The 17762-nt window shown below is 65.3% G+C and carries 12 protein-coding genes; 11 read left to right on the forward strand and 1 reads right to left on the reverse strand.

Annotated features, from left to right (window positions below):
- Window positions 1-40 precede the first annotated feature (40 nt).
- From AC3CD9_RS02930 to hrpA, 3 genes are all read left to right on the forward strand, one after another.
- On the forward strand, window positions 41-628 hold the full coding sequence (locus tag AC3CD9_RS02930) for a DinB family protein (protein ID WP_488366196.1): 588 nt from the start codon (window positions 41-43) through the stop codon (window positions 626-628).
- Window positions 629-813: 185 nt separating this feature from the next.
- Window positions 814-2136: an Nramp family divalent metal transporter gene (locus AC3CD9_RS02935; protein WP_488366197.1), complete on the forward strand. Its 1323-nt coding sequence runs from the start codon at window positions 814-816 to the stop codon at window positions 2134-2136.
- 51 nt (window positions 2137-2187) lie between these two features.
- On the forward strand, window positions 2188-6495 hold the full coding sequence (gene hrpA, locus AC3CD9_RS02940; RefSeq protein ID WP_488366198.1) for an ATP-dependent RNA helicase HrpA: 4308 nt from the start codon (window positions 2188-2190) through the stop codon (window positions 6493-6495).
- Between the two features lie 244 nt (window positions 6496-6739).
- Here hrpA and AC3CD9_RS02945 read toward each other — a convergent pair whose 3' ends face one another.
- On the reverse strand, window positions 6740-7108 hold the full coding sequence (locus AC3CD9_RS02945; protein WP_262777855.1) for a hypothetical protein: 369 nt from the start codon (window positions 7106-7108) through the stop codon (window positions 6740-6742).
- A gap of 162 nt (window positions 7109-7270) precedes the next feature.
- On the opposite strand from AC3CD9_RS02945, the gene AC3CD9_RS02950 reads away from it, so the two are divergent.
- The 8 genes from AC3CD9_RS02950 (at window position 7271) to AC3CD9_RS02985 (ending at window position 17624) form a co-directional block, all read left to right on the forward strand.
- The gene (locus AC3CD9_RS02950; protein WP_488366199.1) at window positions 7271-8863 is read left to right on the forward strand and encodes a peptide chain release factor 3; all 1593 of its coding nucleotides are present in this window, start codon (window positions 7271-7273) and stop codon (window positions 8861-8863) included.
- A gap of 152 nt (window positions 8864-9015) precedes the next feature.
- Entirely contained in the window at window positions 9016-10101 is a 1086-nt protein-coding gene (locus AC3CD9_RS02955) for an inositol-3-phosphate synthase (RefSeq protein WP_101545123.1), read from the forward strand.
- Window positions 10102-10401: 300 nt separating this feature from the next.
- Window positions 10402-11985 (forward strand): AbgT family transporter, encoded by a 1584-nt coding sequence (locus AC3CD9_RS02960; RefSeq protein ID WP_488366200.1) that lies wholly within the window; start codon window positions 10402-10404, stop codon window positions 11983-11985.
- 217 nt (window positions 11986-12202) lie between these two features.
- Entirely contained in the window at window positions 12203-12997 is a 795-nt protein-coding gene (locus tag AC3CD9_RS02965) for a Bax inhibitor-1/YccA family protein (RefSeq protein ID WP_488367493.1), read from the forward strand.
- A 217-nt stretch (window positions 12998-13214) separates the two neighbouring features.
- Window positions 13215-14111: a dihydrodipicolinate synthase family protein gene (locus AC3CD9_RS02970; protein WP_488366202.1), complete on the forward strand. Its 897-nt coding sequence runs from the start codon at window positions 13215-13217 to the stop codon at window positions 14109-14111.
- A complete protein-coding gene (locus tag AC3CD9_RS02975) occupies window positions 14108-15625 on the forward strand; it encodes an aldehyde dehydrogenase family protein (protein WP_488366203.1) in 1518 nt (505 codons plus the stop codon). The genes AC3CD9_RS02970 and AC3CD9_RS02975 overlap by 4 nt, the downstream gene beginning before the upstream one ends.
- A 53-nt stretch (window positions 15626-15678) precedes the next feature.
- Complete coding sequence (locus AC3CD9_RS02980) at window positions 15679-16005, forward strand: hypothetical protein (RefSeq protein ID WP_488366205.1); 327 nt, start codon at window positions 15679-15681, stop codon at window positions 16003-16005.
- A 20-nt stretch (window positions 16006-16025) separates the two neighbouring features.
- Entirely contained in the window at window positions 16026-17624 is a 1599-nt protein-coding gene (locus tag AC3CD9_RS02985) for a molybdopterin-dependent oxidoreductase (protein WP_488366206.1), read from the forward strand.
- The last annotated feature ends 138 nt before the right edge of the window (window positions 17625-17762 follow it).

Raw genomic sequence — 17762 nt, forward strand, 5'->3', positions numbered from 1 at the left:
AACCGTAGACGGCGCAGAGATGGTGTGGAACGCTATGCTCATGAGCGACGACGAGACGATGAAGTCCTTCCTGCAGCAGTCCCTGCATCGCGGTCGGACGACCCTGCGATGGAAGCTGTCCGGGCTCGACGAGAGGTCACTGAGGTGGCCGCACACACCGACCGGATTCAACCTCCTCGGCGCACTCAAACACATGGCGCAGGTCGAGATCGCCTACTTCGGCGAGACCTTTGGCCGAACCTGGCCGAACCCGGATGAAGTCGTCACCGACGCGGACATCGATCTCGATCCGCAGGCCGACTGGTGCGCGACCGAGTCCGAGACGACCGAATTTCTGCTCGACCTCTACACCCGCGTCGCCGACTTCGCCGACGAGACCATCGACTCGCTCAGCCTCGACTCGCCGGGACGGGTGCCGCACTGGCCCGACGGCCGTGACGAGACCACCCTGGGGCAGATCATGGTCCACGTCCTCGTCGACCTCACCCGCCATCTGGGGCAGATCGACATCGTCCGAGAAGGCATCGACGGTGCCGCCGGACTCTCCGAGGCGGCTCCGAACCTGCCACCGGCTGCCGACCCGGAAGCGTATCTCGAACGTCTGCGAGGCATCGCTGACCGGTTCTGAGGCGCGGGGTCCGGGGCCGGCCGTCGCGAAGGGTGGTGACCGATGACACGACAGCGCCGTTGTCACCTATCATGACCGTGGACATGCTGAGACCGCTGCGCCCCCGATGTGCGGGAGAACCCGATGGAGGATCCCCGACCACACGGTGAGACTGTGCGCGGCCGAAGATGAAAGCGAAAAACTCCATGAGCGAGCAGTCGAACGGTTCCGGCCCAGGCGACGCGGGCGACGCAGAGACCGTTTCCGGAATCGAAGAGGCCTCCGGCCCGGCCAAATGGAAGGTCATCGGTCCCGGCCTCGTCGTCGCGGCCACCGGCGTCGGTGCCGCAGATATGGTGGCGACCCTGGTGGCCGGCAGCCAGTTCGGCTACGGACTGCTGTGGGCTGTGATCGTCGGCGTCATCCTCAAGATCGTCCTCGTCGAAGGCGCCGGCAGGTTCAGCCTCGCGACCGGAAAGACGATCTTCGAGGGCTGGCGATCGCTCGGCAGGTGGACCACCTGGTACTTCGGGCCGTACATCATCATCTGGGGCTTCGTCTACGGAGCCACGGCGATGAGCTCGGCGGCGCTGCCGCTGGCCGCGCTCTTCCCCGGTCTCAACCTCACAGTGTGGTCGGTGCTCATGGGCCTGGCCGGCTTCGCCATGGTGTGGTTCGGCCGCTACTCCGTGTTCGAGAAGATCACCGCCGTCCTCGTCGGGATCATGTTCATCACCGTCGTGGGGCTGGCGATCATCGCCGCCCCCAATATCCCCGACATGCTCACCGGACTGATCCCCATCATTCCAGAGGGCGGAGTGATCTACACGCTCGCGCTCGCCGGAGGAGTCGGCGGCACCATCACCCTGGCCGCCTACGGCTACTGGCTGCGCGAGAAGGGCTGGCACACTCCGAAGTGGATGCGGGTGATGCGCATCGACAACTCGATGGCGTACGTGATGACCGGCATCTTCGTCATCGCTATGCTCATCGTCGGCGCCGAGGTCGTCCGTGCCGCAGGAGTCTCGATCTCTGCCGAGGACAAGGGTCTGCTCGACCTCGCCGACGTCCTCAAAGCCCGCTACGGCGAGGTCGTGGGCATCGGCTTCCTCGTCGGATTCTGGGCCGCTTCCTTCTCCTCGATCATCGGAGTGTGGAACGGAGTGTCGCTGATGTTCGCCGATTTCTGGGGGCATATGCGCAAGAAGCCGGGCGGACACCCGGACACCCTGACCGGCGGCAAGTACTTCAAGTTCTATGTGCTGTGGCTGACGTTCCCGCCGATGCTGCTGTTCATCCTCGGCAAGCCCATCGGACTCATCCTCGCCTACGGCGTCCTCGGCTCGCTGTTCATGCCGTTCCTCGCCATCACTCTGCTCGGCCTCCTCAACGGCAAGAAGATCCCGAAGGAATGGGCGAACAAGCTGCACACGAACATCGCTCTGGCGATCACGGCACTGCTGTTCATCATCCTCGGCATCCAGCAGCTCTACTCGGCGCTTGCCCCACTCTGGGGCGGCGGGGAGTAACCCGCCTCGGCGGGGCCGGGTCTGGGCATTGCCGCTAAGCTGGGAGACGCAATGGCAGAAGAGAACCCGACCCCGTCGACCACTCCAGCGAACACGAATCCAGGACGGCCGCCTCGGCGCGGGAAGAACGGACGTGGGCGTTCGCAGCAGCGACGCAGAACCACGGCGGCGCACCATCAGCAGCGCCGAGCCCGGCTCAAGGACGCCCGCGCAGCCCATCCGGTCACCGTCACCTACCCTGAGGATCTGCCGGTCACCGCGGCGAAGGACGAGATCGCCGAGGCGATCCGGGACAACCAGGTCGTCATCATCGCTGGTGAGACGGGATCGGGAAAGACCACCCAGCTGCCGAAGATCTGCCTCGACCTCGGCCTCGGGGTCGACGGACTCATCGGCCACACCCAGCCTCGGCGCATCGCCGCCCGGACTGTGGCCGAGCGCATCGCCGACGAACTCGACGAGGAGCTCGGCAGCACCATCGGCTACCAGGTGCGGTTCACCGCGCAGGTCGCCGATTCCACTCGGGTGAAGGTGATGACCGACGGCATTCTGCTGTCCGAGCTCTCGCGCGACAAACTGCTGCGCGACTACGAAGTCATCATCATCGACGAGGCACACGAACGCAGCCTCAACATCGACTTCCTCCTCGGCTACCTCAAGGAAGTGCTCGACCGACGTCCCGACCTCAAAGTCATCATCACCTCGGCGACGATCGACCCCGAATCGTTCTCCGCTCACTTCGATGACGCTCCGATCATCTCCGTCGAAGGCCGCACCTTCCCCGTCGAGGTCCGATACCGGCCCCTCGGGGACGATCCTGCCGATGACGATGTCGACGGGCCTGGCGAATCCGGGAACTACGAAACCGGAGTCGAGGAGCAGACCGATGGAATCATCGCCGCCGTCGACGAACTCGCGGCCGAGGCACCCGGCGACATCCTCGTCTTCCTCTCCGGCGAACGGGAGATCCGCGACACCGCCGATGCCCTGACCGACCACCTGCGCAGACGTCCGCGGATGAGCAGCTGGGAGGTCGTTCCGCTGTTCGCCCGACTCTCGGCGGGGGAGCAGCAGAAGGTCTTCCAACCCCATTCACGACCGCGCATCGTCCTGGCCACGAACGTCGCCGAGACCTCGCTGACGGTGCCCGGAATCAAATACGTCATCGACGTCGGCACCGCCCGCATCTCCCGCTACTCCAACCGCACCCGGGTGCAGCGACTGCCGATCGAGCGGATCTCCCAAGCCAGTGCGAACCAGCGCAAGGGCCGCTCGGGGCGCACCAGCGATGGCATCTGCATCCGCCTGTACTCGGAAGACGACTTCGAGTCGCGTCCCGAATTCACCGATCCGGAGATCCTGCGCACAAACCTCGCCAGCGTCATCCTGCAGATGGCTTCACTGGGATTCGCCGCAAGCGATCAGGAGATCCTCGACTTCCCGTTCCTCACCCCTCCAGAGGCCAGGGCCGTCCGTGACGGACGGACGATGCTCACCGAACTCGGGGCGCTGACCAGCGACTCGGCAGGGAAGATCCACGTCACCGAGATCGGCCGGAAACTCACCGTGCTGCCGATCGACCCCCGCCTGGCGCGGATGGTCATCGCCGGGGCGGAAGCCGGCTGCGGGGGAGAGGTCACCGTCATCGTCGCCGCGCTGTCCATCCAGGACCCCCGGGAACGTCCGGCCGAGGTCCGAGCCGCCGCCGATGAGAAGCACGCCCGATTCACCCATCGAGGCAGTGACTTCCTGTCCTACCTCAACCTCTGGAACTACCTGCAGAGTCTGCAGGCGGACATGGGATCCTCGAAGTTCCGTCGCCGCTGCAAGGACGAATTCCTCAATTTCTTCCGCATCCGCGAATGGCAGGACCTCGTCGGTCAGCTGCGCTCACTGCTCGGCTCGGCCGGCATTCGCATCGAGAAATTCGTCTGGCAGGCGGGCGACGATGCCGACACGGCCGGATCCGCGCTCGATGGCGAGGGCGGCAAGACGAATGCTGCTGGGTCCGGTGACGGTTCCGACCGTCGTCAAAGCGGTCGCAGCGGTCGTGGCCGTGAGGGTCAGAATGCTCCTGGCGGTCAGGGCACCCGCGGCGGTCGGGGCGAAGGAAATGCTCAGAGCGGACGAGGCGCGAACGGCAAGATCGGATTCGCCGAACTCAGCGCCGCCAAACGCAGCGCGAAGAAGCAGAGCGCGACCGGTCCGGCCGGAGACACCGGGAAGCAGGTGGCAGCCGCCAAACTCGACCCGCATGCCGCCGCCATCCACCGGTCGCTGCTCACCGGTCTGCTGACGATGATCGGCTCACGGTCGGAGCGGCACAAGGACTATCAGGGGGCTCGCGGCACCCGGTTCGCGATCTTCCCCGGATCCGGACTCTTCAAGGTCAATCCGGACTTCGTGATGGCTGCCGAACTCGTCGAGACCTCCCGCCTGTGGGCCCGCACCGTCGCCGCGATCGATCCGGACTGGGTCGTCGAAGCCGCCGGTGATCTGGTCACCCGCCAACATTCGGATCCGCACTGGTCGACGAAGGCCGGCGCATCGATGGTGTACGAGAAGATCTCGCTCTACGGGGTCACACTCGTCAGCGACCGCCGCGTCGGCTACGGCACCATCGACGCCGAGGCCGCCCGGGACGCGTTCATCCGCAAGGGTCTCATCGAAGGCGACTGGCACGAACGCTTCGGCTTCCTCGAACACAACGCGGCCGTCATCGACGAGGCCGAGGAACTGGCCTCGCGGACACGGAACCGTCGCGTGCTCGACCAAGACGATGCCCTCTACGAATTCTTCGACGAACGGATTCCGGAGGGGATCACCTCGGCGGCGGATTTCCGGGGATGGTGGAAGAAGCAGAAGCGACGGGACGCGCACCTGCTCGACCTCACCACCTCGGTGCTGCTCAGCGACGACAGTGAGGAACTGACCGCCTCGGTGGCCTCGGATTTCCCGATGGAATGGGAACTGACCGACGGTACGCGGGCGAAGCTGCGCTACTCCTTCGACCCCGGCAGCACCGAGGACGGGGTGACCGTGGAGATCCCCGCCGAGGCGGTGCCCGCGGTCGACGCGGACGAATTCAGCTGGCAGGTCCCCGGCCTGCGCGAGGAACTCGTCGCCGCCTATATCCGGTCATTGCCGAAGAGCAAACGCCGCTATTTCGTTCCCGCTCCCGACGTCGCCCGCGAGATCCTGCCGGCGCTCACCCCATACCAGGGGAGCCTGCCGGACGTGCTCGCTGCGTACTTGAGCGAACGCGCCGGCGGGGGAGGGCTGAACGACCTCGTGCCGATCACGGTCACCGCCGACGATTTCGACCGATCGCGGATCCCCGCTCATCTGCGGCTGACCTTCCGGGTCGTCGATGGGAAGAAGACCGTCGGTCTCGGCGAGGATCTGACCGCTCTGAGAACGAAAGCCACTCCGCAGGTGCGCAAGGCCCGCCAGAAGCAGAGCGCGTTCACCCCGAAGATCGGCCTGACTGACTGGACGTTCGGTGAACTGGCCGACCCCGATCAGGGCGCGGCGGGCGTCATACCGGGACTCGAAGACCGTTCGACCTCGGTCGACCTCGTCGCCTTCGACACCGCTGCACAAGCGCGCCTGGCCACGCGAGAAGCGATCATCACCCTGCTGGGCCAGCACACGTCTGACGCACTGAAGTACCTGCAGGACGGGCTGACCACTCAGGAGAAGCTCATCCTCGCCGGTCACCAGAAGACCGCCGACGAGCTCCTGGTCGGGCTGATTCGAGTCGGGATCCGCGGACTCGTCGTCGACCGATTGGGGCCGGCCGAGACGTCATGGGTGGCCACCGCCGATGAGTTCGCACGGCTGCGCAAGGACGTCGACGCCGAGCTGCCGCTGACCTGTTCATCACTGCTGCCGTCCCTGATGAAGGCGCTGCAGGCGGCGACCGAGCTCGACAAACTCGTGTCGAAGGCCTCCTCGTTGGCGATCCTGTCGAACCTCGCCGATGTGCAGGCGTGGCGAGCCTCCCGAACCAGTGCAGCCGCTGTTGCGGCGATGACTCCGCAGTTGCTGCGCGAGCTGCCCCGCTGGGTGCAGGCCGAAGTGGTGCGCATCGACGGAATGCAGGACTCGCCGATCCGTGACAAGCAGCTCATGGATCGGGTCACCGGCTGCAGCAGCGATGTGGTCAAGAAGATCGGCAATCGATTCCCGGCTCTGGCGAAGGCCGAGTGGTCGCAGCTGATCGTGTCGCTGCCTGCCGAGTGGGTCGAAGTCGTTGTGATGCTCGAAGAGCTGCGGGTGTCACTGTTCGCAAACTCGTTGGGCACGGCACATCCGGTGTCGGAGAAGCGCATCGCGAAGGCCCTCGCCCAGCTCTGACCCGAGCATCCCTCACCCTTAGCGGCACAACACCTCGTTGCGTCGAGGTATTGCGCGGAACTTCGGGCAGCGATTTGGGCATCCCTCACCGTCAGCGGCACAACGCCTCGTTGCAGAGGGGCGTTGTGTCACGAAGAGTGACCGACGCGCGAGCACCTGTAGGCAGCGCCACCAGCGAGGTGGTTTGGCGACGAAGCGTTGGGATTGCGACCACCCGTGCGCGGTGCGGGCCCGACGGCGAAGGTCAGACGTCGGCGAAGAAGCCGCTGAAGAGCCACCATAACGGCAGAGCTCCGGCGGCAAGAAGGGTGGCGACACTCCACCAGATGCGCCACTTCCACGTGCGACGGCGAGTGCCGATGAAGAGGAACGCGAGATAGAAGATGAGGCAGAAGGCCCCCGACAGGCTGAGCAGCACCATCCCGGCCGCCTCGCTGCCGGAGGTGCCGAGATCGAAGAGGTACTTCGTCGTCTGCGCTATCTGCCAGGAGAACCAGATCGCCGCGCACAGCAGCGGGACACCCAGGACCCCCGCGACGATGAGCGGCAAGGCTTTGAGCCAGCGTTCCTTCGGCTCCGAACGGCCGGCGTATTCGACGAATTCCTCAGACATCGCACCCCAGCATATGGGCCGATTCCGACAGGACGCTGGATGCAACGCCCGCCGGCCACCCCGCGCATACGGTTCCGGCCACCGGACGCCCGGCACAAGCTGACCCCACACTGTGACTGAACGGACACGCCGGACGAGCGCGAAGAACGATAGGATATTGCGGTGACTTCTGGCCAGTATTCCGTCAAGGACATCCGACACGAGGCGTCCCGCCGCCGCACGTTCGCTGTCATCTCCCACCCCGACGCGGGCAAATCGACGACCACCGAGGCGCTCGCCCTCCACGCCCGCGCCATCGGCCAGGCCGGAGCCACCCACGGCAAGGCCGGTCGCCGCGCCACCGTCTCCGACTGGATGCAGATGGAGCAGGATCGCGGAATCTCGATCTCCTCGGCCGCTCTGCAGTTCGAGTACCGCGACGCCGTCTTCAACCTCGTCGACACCCCTGGTCACGCCGACTTCTCCGAGGACACCTACCGTGTGCTCTCCGCCGTCGACTGCGCCGTCATGCTCATCGATGCCGCCAAAGGCCTCGAGGCGCAGACGATGAAGCTCTTCGAAGTCTGTGCCCACCGCAATATCCCGATCATCACGGTCGTCAACAAGTGGGACCGTCCCGGCCTCGACGCGCTCGAACTCATGGACGAGGTCCAGCAGCGCACCGGCCTCCTGCCCACCCCGATCACCTGGCCAGTCGGGCAGTCCGGAGACTTCCGCGGAGTCCTCGACCGCATCAGCGGCGAGTACACGAAATACACCCGCACCGACGGAGGCGCCACGATCGCCGGTGAAGACACCTATTCCGCCGAGGCGGCCGCCGACCTCGAGGGCGATGCCTGGACGACCGCTGTCGATGAGTCCGATCTGCTGGAGATGGAAGACCAGAACCACGACCAGGACACCTTCCTCGCCGGCAAGTCGACCCCGGTGATGTTCGCCTCGGCCGTGCTCAACTTCGGCATCCACAAACTTCTCGACCTCCTCGTCGACCTCGCCCCGCCCGCCGAGGCCCGCCCGGACAAGGACGACCAGCCCCGCCCCGTCGACGATCCCTTCTCCGGATTCGTCTTCAAGGTGCAGGCCGGAATGGACTCCCACCACCGCGACCGACTCGCCTACATCCGAGTGTGCTCGGGCGTCTTCGAGCGCGGAACCGTGCTCACCCATGCCAGCACCGGCAAACCCTTCGCCACGAAATACGCTCAGCAGGTCTTCGGTCGCGACCGCGATGTTGTCGACGAAGCGTTCCCGGGAGATGTCGTCGGATTGGTCAACGCCTCCGCTCTGCGCGTCGGTGACTCCCTCTACCTCGACAAGAAGGTCGAGTTCCCCGGCATCCCGACGTTCTCACCCGAACACTTCATGGTCATCCGTGCCAAGGACTCCTCGAAGTACAAACAGTTCCGCCGCGGCATCGAACAGCTCGACCACGAAGGCGTCATCCAGGTGCTGCGTTCGGACCTGCGCGGTGATCAGGCACCCGTGCTCGGCGCTGTCGGACCCATGCAGTTCGAAGTCGCCGAAGACCGGATGACCAACGAATTCAACGCTCCCTGCACCCTGGAGCGCCTCAACTTCTCCCTCGCCCGACGCACCACTCCCGAATGCGTGCCGACCCTGGCCCGGGAACGCTCGGTCGAGGTCCTCCACCGCTCCGACGGAGAGCTGCTGGCGCTGTTCTCCGACCGGTGGCGGCTGCAGGGTGTGCAGAAGAACCACCCCGACCTGGTCCTCGAACCGCTGGTCGTCAGCTGAGACGAGCACTGTCGCGATCGGATGCCGGTGTCCGGCATTTTGACGCGGAGATTATTATGGATAGTTGGGGCCGAAGCGAAGCCCTAGAGGGCAAACCGCCCGCGTGGGACACTCCCGCCGCTCGGTGAAACCCAAACAGACAAAGGAGAATTGTGGGAACGAAATCGATTCGAGTCGCGATTGCCGGATTGGGCAACTGTGCCTCGTCCCTGATCCAAGGCGTGGAGTACTACCGGAACGCGTCGCCCGGGACGAAGGTTCCCGGCCTTATGCACGTGGAATTCGGGGACTATCACGTCGGTGACATCGATTTCGTTGCCGCCTTCGACGTCGACGGCAAGAAGGTCGGCGTCGACATCGCCGAGGCGATCACCGCCAGCGAGAACAACACCATCAAGCTCGCCGATGTGGAGCCGACAGGCATCGAGGTCCTGCGCGGACCGACTCTCGACGGGCTCGGCGAGTACTATCGCGACACGATCGTCGAATCCGACCGCGAGGCCGTCGACGTTGTCAAGGCTCTCAAGGACGCCGAGGCGGATGTGCTCGTGTGCTACCTGCCCGTCGGTTCGCAGAAGGCCGTCGAGTTCTATGCTCAGGCCGCGATCGACGCGAAGGTTGCCTTCGTCAATGCCCTGCCCGTGTTCATCGCCGGCACCAAGGAATGGGACGAGAAGTTCCGTGCCGCCGGAGTCCCGATCGTCGGCGACGACATCAAGTCCCAGATCGGTGCGACCATCACTCACCGTGTGATGGCGAAGCTGTTCGAAGATCGCGGCGTCGTCCTCGACCGGACCTACCAGCTCAACGTCGGCGGCAACATGGACTTCAAGAACATGCTCGAGCGGCAGCGCCTCGAGTCGAAGAAGATCTCGAAGACTCAGGCCGTGACCTCGAACACCTCCGCCCAGCTGTCCGACCGCGACGTCCACATCGGACCCAGCGACTACGTCGAATGGCTCGACGACCGCAAGTGGGCCTTCGTCCGCCTCGAGGGCCGCAACTTCGGTGACGCTCCCGTGTCCCTGGAATACAAGCTCGAGGTGTGGGACTCGCCGAACTCCGCCGGCGTCATCATCGACGCGGTGCGTGCGGCGAAGATCGGCCTCGACCGCGGAATCGGCGGAGCCCTCATCTCCGCCTCCTCGTACTTCATGAAGTCGCCCCCGGAGCAGCAGGACGACGACGCCGCCCACGAGGCCGTCGAAGCGTTCATCCGCGGCGACCTCGAACGCTGATATCGCCGAGGCGGCCCACCCTTATCTGAGGTGCTGAGTCGCCTGCCGGCTGAGAGGGCGCCGAGCGCAGACACCTGCGGTCGGCGCTCTCGCACATTCACCGACGTCGGTGAGAACGGAACCGCACGACCGCCTCGGCGGGGGACAGGTGAGTCTGGCAACCTCCGAATATCCGGAATATGAGATTCCCGCGACACAACGCCGATTGTCCATGAGACTTGCACCTTGAGGTGATCGCTCTCACATGAGCGATATCCGGCTCAACACATTCGCCAGTGCCACCCCGACCGAGGAGAACCGATGTCGAGCACAACACCTGCAACCGCAGAGAAGAGGAAAGACAGTTCCGAGCTGAGCTGGCTGATGCGCGTCCTCGTCATCATCGAGAAGGCCGGCAACAAACTGCCACACCCGTTCTGGCTGTTCCTCTCGCTGGCCGTCATCGTCATGATCCTCTCGGCGATCTTCGCGTCCACCGGGCTCAACGCCGTCAACCCGGCCACGGACGAGAAAGTGACGGTGACGAACCTCTTCTCCACCGAGTCGCTGCGTGAGATCGTTGCGGGGGCAACGAACAACTTCGTCACCTTCCCGCCGCTGGGCCTCGTGCTCATCGTGCTCATCGGCGTGGCCGTAGCCGAGCAGTCCGGACTCATCCCGGCGATGCTGCGCGGAACCATCGCCGGTGCCTCGCCGAAGTGGATCACGTTCATCGTGGCCCTCGCCGGAACCGCCTCGTCGATCGCCTCGGACGCGTCCTACATGATCATGATTCCGCTCGGCGGACTCGCGTTCAAAGCAGTCGGCCGCAATCCGCTGCTCGGCTGCCTCGTCGCCTATGCCGCGACCTCGGGAGGTTATTCGGCGGCTCCGATGGTCAACTCGCTCGACACGATCCTCGGCGGACTGTCGACCTCTGCCGCACAGATCATCGACGCCGACTACTCCGTCAGCCCGGTCGCGAACTTCTACTTCAACTTCATCTCCATGTTCGTCGTCGCCGCCGCGGTGACCCTGGTGACCGAGCTGGTCCTGTCCAAGCGAGCCGACCAGATCGAACTCGACGAGGAGACCGACGACGACCCGGACAACTTCGACGTCAAGATGGCCCTCGACGCCAACGAGAAGCGCGGAATCATCATCGCCGTCGTCGCCATCGTCATCTGTGCGGCGGTGCTGTTCGCCCTCGCCTGGCCCACCGGGTCCTTCCTCCGCGATGAAGCCGGAGGATTCGGTCCCGAATCGGGTCTGATGGCCGGAATCGCCGCGATCATCGGCTTCGGCTTCTTCATCGTCGGCATCGTCTACGGCTACGCCACCGGATCGATCAAGCACACCGCAGACATTCCGGAGATGATGGGCAAGGGGCTGCTGCCGTTCGTGCCGGTCATCGTCCTGTTCTTCGCCGCCAGCCAGTTCCTCGCGCTGTTCAAGATGTCCAACCTCGGCGAGATCATGGCGATCAAGGGCGCCGAGGTCTTCGGGGCGCTCAACACCGGACCGTTCGTCATCCTCCTCGGCGGATGGCTGCTCGTGGCGTTGGGCGCGCTGTTCCTCACCTCGGGTTCGGGGCTGTGGACTCTCATGGCACCGGTGCTCGTACCGATGTTCATGCTGCTGTCGATCTCCCCGGAGACCACCCAGGCTCTCTACCGCATCGGTGACTCGACGACGAACATCATCTCCCCGATGAGCCCCTACTTCGTCGTCGTCCTCGGCTTCATCCAGCGATACAAGAAGGACGCCGGAATCGGCACGGTGCTCTCCTTCACGATCCCGCTGTCCTTTGCTATGTTCATCCTCTGGGGACTGCTGTTCTTCATCTGGTGGGCCACCGGAATTCCGTGGGGACCGGGCGCGGCCACTCACTATCAGATGGGCTGAGTCGGTCACCCGATGGGCCGATCCGGGAATTCTCGCGCCCGATCAGGTGTTGTCCACCACAGCATCACGATCGTGCAACGTCGGACGCTGTCGGCGGGGATCCTCAGTTCCCGTCCAGACCGTCCGGTTAGACTGTGACCGTGAACGATCATCTGTGCAGCCTCCCGGCTGCGCACATTCTACTCAGATCGAAAGGATCTCGACCGTGAGTAACCCCATGATGAACCGGGCGATCAACCAGGGCGCCCAGGCCGGACGCAACCAGCCGGTCATGTCCGATCAGGAGCTCAACAACCTCTTCAACCAGCCTGCCGCGGAGAACCGCAACGCCGGGCCCCAGGTCGCCGACCGTGCGATGACCTATGACGATGTGATGATGAAGACCGGTGTGCTCTTCGCCATCCTCCTCGCCGGTGCCGTCGTCGGCTGGCTCGTGCCGATCTTGGCTCTGCCTGCCGCGATCATCGCGCTCGTCCTCGGCCTCGTCAACGCCTTCAAGAAGGAACCGAGCAAGGCTCTCATCATCGGCTATGCCGCATTCGAGGGTGTCTTCCTCGGCGGAATCTCCGGAATGTTCGAGGCGGCCTTCCCTGGCATCGTCGTTCAGGCCGTGCTCGCCACCTTGAGCGTCTTCGGCGTCATGCTCGCCCTGTTCAAGTTCAAGGGCGTGCGCTACGGCTCGAAGATGATGAAGTTCATGATGATCGCCGTCGGCGGATACGCGATCTTCTCGATCATCAACTTCTTCTTCGCCATGTTCACCGGCTCCGGCGGCGCCCGCAGCGTCGAGATCTCGCTGTTCGGCATGACCTTTCCCCTCGGCGTCATCATCGGCATCGTCGCCACCGTGCTCGCCGCGATGACCCTGATCATGGACTTCCAGATGATCGAAGAGGGCGTCAAGCACAAGATCCCGGAGAAGTACTCCTGGATGTGCGCCTTCTCGCTCATGGTCACCCTCGTGTGGCTCTACATCGAAATCCTGCGCCTCATCTCCTACTTCAGAGACTGAGAGACGTGACCGCCCCACACCTGTGGGCTGCGGCCGAATGCTGAACGAAGGGCGGATCCCCGAGAAGGGGGTCCGCCCTTCGTCGTCCGTTGCGAGCTGCCCATTGCTTGTGATCACTTTTCTGCCTATCGTCTGAGATACCGACGAGAAGCGTCGGCGGACCGTCTTCAACGTTGTAAGGCGGATCAAAGACCTCATGGCCTGAGAGGACGATTCGATGACGAATCCGATGCGCGGCGTGTTCGCCGTTCCGACGACCCCCTATACCGAGGAGGGAGACCAGAACCTCGACGCCTTGGGCGGTCGCATCGAGGAGGTGCTCACCTCAGGAGTGACCGGGCTTCTCGGCCTCGGCGCCACGGGGGAGGCGCTGGCACTCAGCGCCGCTGAGCGGGAAGCACAGATCAAGACCATCGTCTCCGCCGTCGACGGTCGGGCGCACGTGGTCATCGGCTGTATGGCCTACACTCCGGCAGAGATGTCGGCCCAGATCACTGCGGCCGCCGGCTGGGGCGCCGATGCCGTTATGGTCACCCCGCCCTTCTACGGCGGACTCGAACCAGACGCCGTCATCGGCGCCTTGCACCCGGTGCTCACCGCCACCGAGGTGCCGGTCATGGTCTACAACAATCCCCACTCCACCGGCACCGACCTGCTCCCGGACCACCTCGCCGCGCTCCAGGACACCGGCCGACTCTGGAGCGTCAAAGAGACCTCCGGCGAAGCCACACGGATTCGAGAGCTGCGCGACCGCCTCGGCGAGGACACCGAGATCTTCGTCGGTGCCGACGGAATCGCCCTCGAGGGCTTCGCCCAGGGCGCCAGCGGCTGGGTGGCCGCCTCGGCGTGGCTGCTGCCCGAGCACTGCCAGAGACTGTGGGAGCTGGCCGACAGCGGTGACTGGGCCGGCGCCGTCGACCTGTGGAGAAGCCTCGGGCATGCCCTCGGACTCATCGAGGGCGACTCCGCCTTCATCTCACTCATCAAACAGGCGCTCGGCCGAACCGGCCGCGAACAGGGACCGGTGCGTCCACCCCTGCCGACAGCCGGCCCTGACTCATTGGCGTCGCTGCTCGACGCGATCGCCGAACTGGAGAGGAAACACGCAGCATGAGCACCACGACTTCAGCAGACAACACACTCATCGACCGCGGTCGAACCGCGCTGCGGGCCATCATCGACGGCAACGTCGGACAGTGGATCGGCGGCCGCGCCGTCACCGGCACCGGCGACGAGATCGGTCTCATCTCACCGAGCGACGGAACGGTCATCGGCAGCCTTTCCGCGGCCAGCGTCGAGCAGCTCGATGACACCGTCGCCACAGCACGCGCCGCCTTCAACGAGGCCGACTGGGCAGGAGACGCGAAGCTGCGGGCGCGAGTGCTGCGCCGCCTCGCCGACCTCGTCGAAGCCGATGCCGAAGAGATCGCCTACCTCGACGGCATCGAAGCCGGAAAAGTCGCCCTCGGCAGCGTCGAGGAAGACGTCCCCGATGTCGCCGCGAACCTCAGATTCAGCGCCGATCTCGTCTCCCGCGATGACGGACGCTACCTGCAGAACCCCGACGGCTGGGGCTGGGTGACGAAGGTGCCCAGCGGAGTCGTCGGAGCGATTCTGCCGTGGAACTATCCCGTGGCCATGCTCGGCTGGAAGGTCGCCCCGGCTCTGGCCGCCGGCAATGCGATGGTCGTCAAGACCTCCGAGGATTCGACGCTCAGTGCGCTCCATCTGGCGAAGCTCGCCACCGAGGCCGGGGTGCCCGACGGCATCCTCAACGTCCTCACCGGCACCGGCTCAGGGATCGGCGCCGCGATGGGTCTGCACAACGACATCGACGTGCTCACCTTCACCGGATCGGGACCCGTCGGCAGGTCCTTCCTCGAATCCTCAGCGCGGTCGAACCTCAAGAAGGTGTCCCTCGAACTCGGCGGTCGAGCTGGCTACATCGTCGACTCCGCACACGCCACGGATTTCGAGGCGATCGCCGCCGACATCGCCGGTGCGTCCTTCGGCACCAGCGGCCAGAACTGCACCGCCGCATCTCGGGTGATCTACGTCGGCGACGATGACGAGAGGTTCGCCGAATTCCGCACCGCACTCATCACCGCGACCGAGGCACTCACCGTCGGCGATCCGTTCGCCGCCGAAACGGACGTCGGACCGGTGATCAACACCCGCGCCCGCGACCGCATCACCGCCTGGATCGACGAAGCCGTCGAGAAGGGAGCGCGGATCCTCAACACCCGTGCCGACGTCCCCGACACCGGCACCTGGTACCCGCCGACCGTCATCGAAGGCGTGCCCGATGACAGCGAACTCGGCCGCGGCGAGATCTTCGGCCCCGTCACCCAGCTGCTGCGACGCAGCAGCCGCGACGACGCTGTCGACCTCATCAACGGCGAACCCTATGGGTTGGCCTCGAGTGTGTGGTGCGAGGACATCGCCCAAGTGCGGTGGTGGGCAAGCCGGCTCCGCGTGGGCACCCTCGCGATCAACGGCTACAGCGAAGGCACCGAAGCTACGCCGTTCGGCGGACTGCGACAGTCCGGATTCTGGGGCCGCGACAACGGCCCGGAAGCCCTGGACACCTATCAGGAGACCATGACCGTCTGGGTGGCCGACACCTGATCATCGTCTGAGGTTCCGCCGCTGTTCCCATCGACGAGGACTATCATGTGTCCATGACCACGGCAGCGGCGGAACTCGAGACCGAAGTGCGCCGTCTGCGCATCCGGGTCATCTCCCTGACCACTGCCCAACTCGACGAGGCGGCCCCACCGTCACCGAGCAGACGTGCTGTCATCCGTGAGGCCCTGACCGAATTCTCATGGATCGGCTCCGAGGCCCGGCCGGTCCCGGAACTCGGCGATCAGAACCTCGCGGACCAGGTCGTCGTGCTCGTCGAACACGGACTGCGTTCGGCTCGGACACTGCCCGAACCCGATCGCGAGAACCGCATCAGCGCCCTCATCGAGGCGGCCGTGCGCCTGCGTCGAAACCTGGCCTGAGCATGGGGGAGAAGGAGGGCATGGTGGGGAGCACTCAGCGCACGTGGCCCTCTGTGCTCGCCGGGGTCGTTGCGACACTCATATATTTCGGCACGGCCGAACTCATCGCCCGCAGCCTTGACGTGGCGTCGGCCCCTGCTCTGCTCATCGGCCAGGCGCTCATCCCGCTGATGCCGACCGTGCTCATCAAGTCCGCCATCGCGGTCTTCGGCACTCACGACAAACTCGCCCTCGTCATCACCATCGTGGCAGGAGGGGCAGGGTGCGGTGCGATCATCGGGTGGATCGGCGCTCGCCGCCGCGGTCTCGCGCTCGTCCTGCTCATCGGTTTCGGACTGCTGCCTGCCGTCGTCGGCTTCAGCTCCGGCGCCGGGCTTGTGGCCACCCTGCCGAGTCTCGGCGGAATCGCCGTCGGGGCCGCAGCCTTCCTCGTCCTCTTCCGCCTCGCGACTGTTCCGGCTCGCACCGGTGGAAGCACTGAGACTCGCGCCGATACGGGGGAGGCGGAAACTGACACGCAGCATCGAACTCCGGCCGGACCGGGGCGACGAGCCTTCTTCGGGCTGGCTGCGGGACTGAGCGCGGTCGGCATCGCCGCCGTCGCGGCCGGGCAGTCCGCGGCCACACTGGCCCGCAGTGCGGCAGGAACGGTGACGAAGCTCGTCCTCCCACGTCCGGCCGCCTCGGCGCCGGAGATTCCCACCGGCGCGGAACTCGACGTGCCCGGACTGACCCCGCTGGTTACGGAGACCCAGGATTTCTACCGCATCGACACAGCGCTCTTCCCGCCGTCGATCGACGCGGGAACATGGATGCTGCGCGTCCACGGCATGGTCGAGCACGAGTTCACGATCACGATGGCCGAACTCCTCGACCTCCCGCTCCAGGAGCACTATGTGACCCTGGTCTGCGTCTCGAACGAGGTCGGCGGCGACCTGGTGGGCAATGCGAAATGGCTGGGCTATCCGATCCGGGGCCTGCTGGCCCGGGCGAAACCGCGCTCCGGTGCGGACATGGTGCTCTCGGGCTCCGATGACGGATTCACCGCCTCCACCCCACTCGAAGTGCTCACCGACGATCGCGCGGCCCTGCTGGCCGTGGCGATGAACGGTCATGCTCTGCCACGCGACCACGGATACCCGGCACGCCTGGTCGTCCCCGGACTCTACGGGTACGTCTCGGCCACGAAATGGGTGACCGATCTCGAAGTCACCCGGTTCGCGGACAAAGAGGCATATTGGACGACGCGCGGCTGGGCCGCGCACGGACCCGTGCTGGTGGCCTCGCGCATCGACGTGCCCCGCCCCGGGGCCACTGTCACGCCCAAGAGCGGCGACCGGGTCGTCACCGCAGGCATGGCGTGGGCCCAGCACACAGGCATCGAGAAGGTGCAGGTGCGCATCGACAACGGCGACTGGGCGGAAGCGGAACTCAGCGAGGAGCTCACCGCCGATACCTGGCGTCAGTGGCGGTGTGAGCATGCGGGGCTGAGCACCGGCACGCACACGGTCAGCGTGCGCGCGGTCGATCAGGACGGCAACGTGCAGACCTCGGAACGCCGGCCCGCCATTCCGGGAGCAGCGACGGGACTCCACGAGCGCCAGTTCACCGTCGAGTGAGGCCGCGCTGCGGAACGGTCAAGCAGAGCGGACCGACAACTCGGTGATACAGTCGTGCCCGCATTCCCACCATGCGAACTCGGCGCGGCAGTCTCAGGCTTTTCGCGATAACTTGTAATCTCACTCACATCATCTGTA

It is taken from the genome of Brevibacterium sp. MGP-B1 (assembly GCF_057766545.1).

Bases quoted from the DNA above. Each gene is read 5' to 3' on its own strand.
- AC3CD9_RS02945 (WP_262777855.1), bottom strand. From the start codon at position 7,108: ATGTCTGAGGAATTCGTCGAATACGCCGGCCGTTCGGAGCCGAAGGAA.
- AC3CD9_RS02965 (WP_488367493.1), top strand. From the start codon at position 12,203: ATGATGAACCGGGCGATCAACCAGGGCGCCCAGGCCGGACGCAACCAG.
- AC3CD9_RS02930 (WP_488366196.1), top strand. From the start codon at position 41: ATGAGCGACGACGAGACGATGAAGTCCTTCCTGCAGCAGTCCCTGCAT.
- AC3CD9_RS02970 (WP_488366202.1), top strand. From the start codon at position 13,215: ATGACGAATCCGATGCGCGGCGTGTTCGCCGTTCCGACGACCCCCTAT.
- AC3CD9_RS02980 (WP_488366205.1), top strand. From the start codon at position 15,679: ATGACCACGGCAGCGGCGGAACTCGAGACCGAAGTGCGCCGTCTGCGC.
- AC3CD9_RS02985 (WP_488366206.1), top strand. From the start codon at position 16,026: ATGGTGGGGAGCACTCAGCGCACGTGGCCCTCTGTGCTCGCCGGGGTC.
- AC3CD9_RS02975 (WP_488366203.1), top strand. From the start codon at position 14,108: ATGAGCACCACGACTTCAGCAGACAACACACTCATCGACCGCGGTCGA.
- hrpA (WP_488366198.1), top strand. From the start codon at position 2,188: ATGGCAGAAGAGAACCCGACCCCGTCGACCACTCCAGCGAACACGAAT.
- AC3CD9_RS02935 (WP_488366197.1), top strand. From the start codon at position 814: ATGAGCGAGCAGTCGAACGGTTCCGGCCCAGGCGACGCGGGCGACGCA.
- AC3CD9_RS02960 (WP_488366200.1), top strand. From the start codon at position 10,402: ATGTCGAGCACAACACCTGCAACCGCAGAGAAGAGGAAAGACAGTTCC.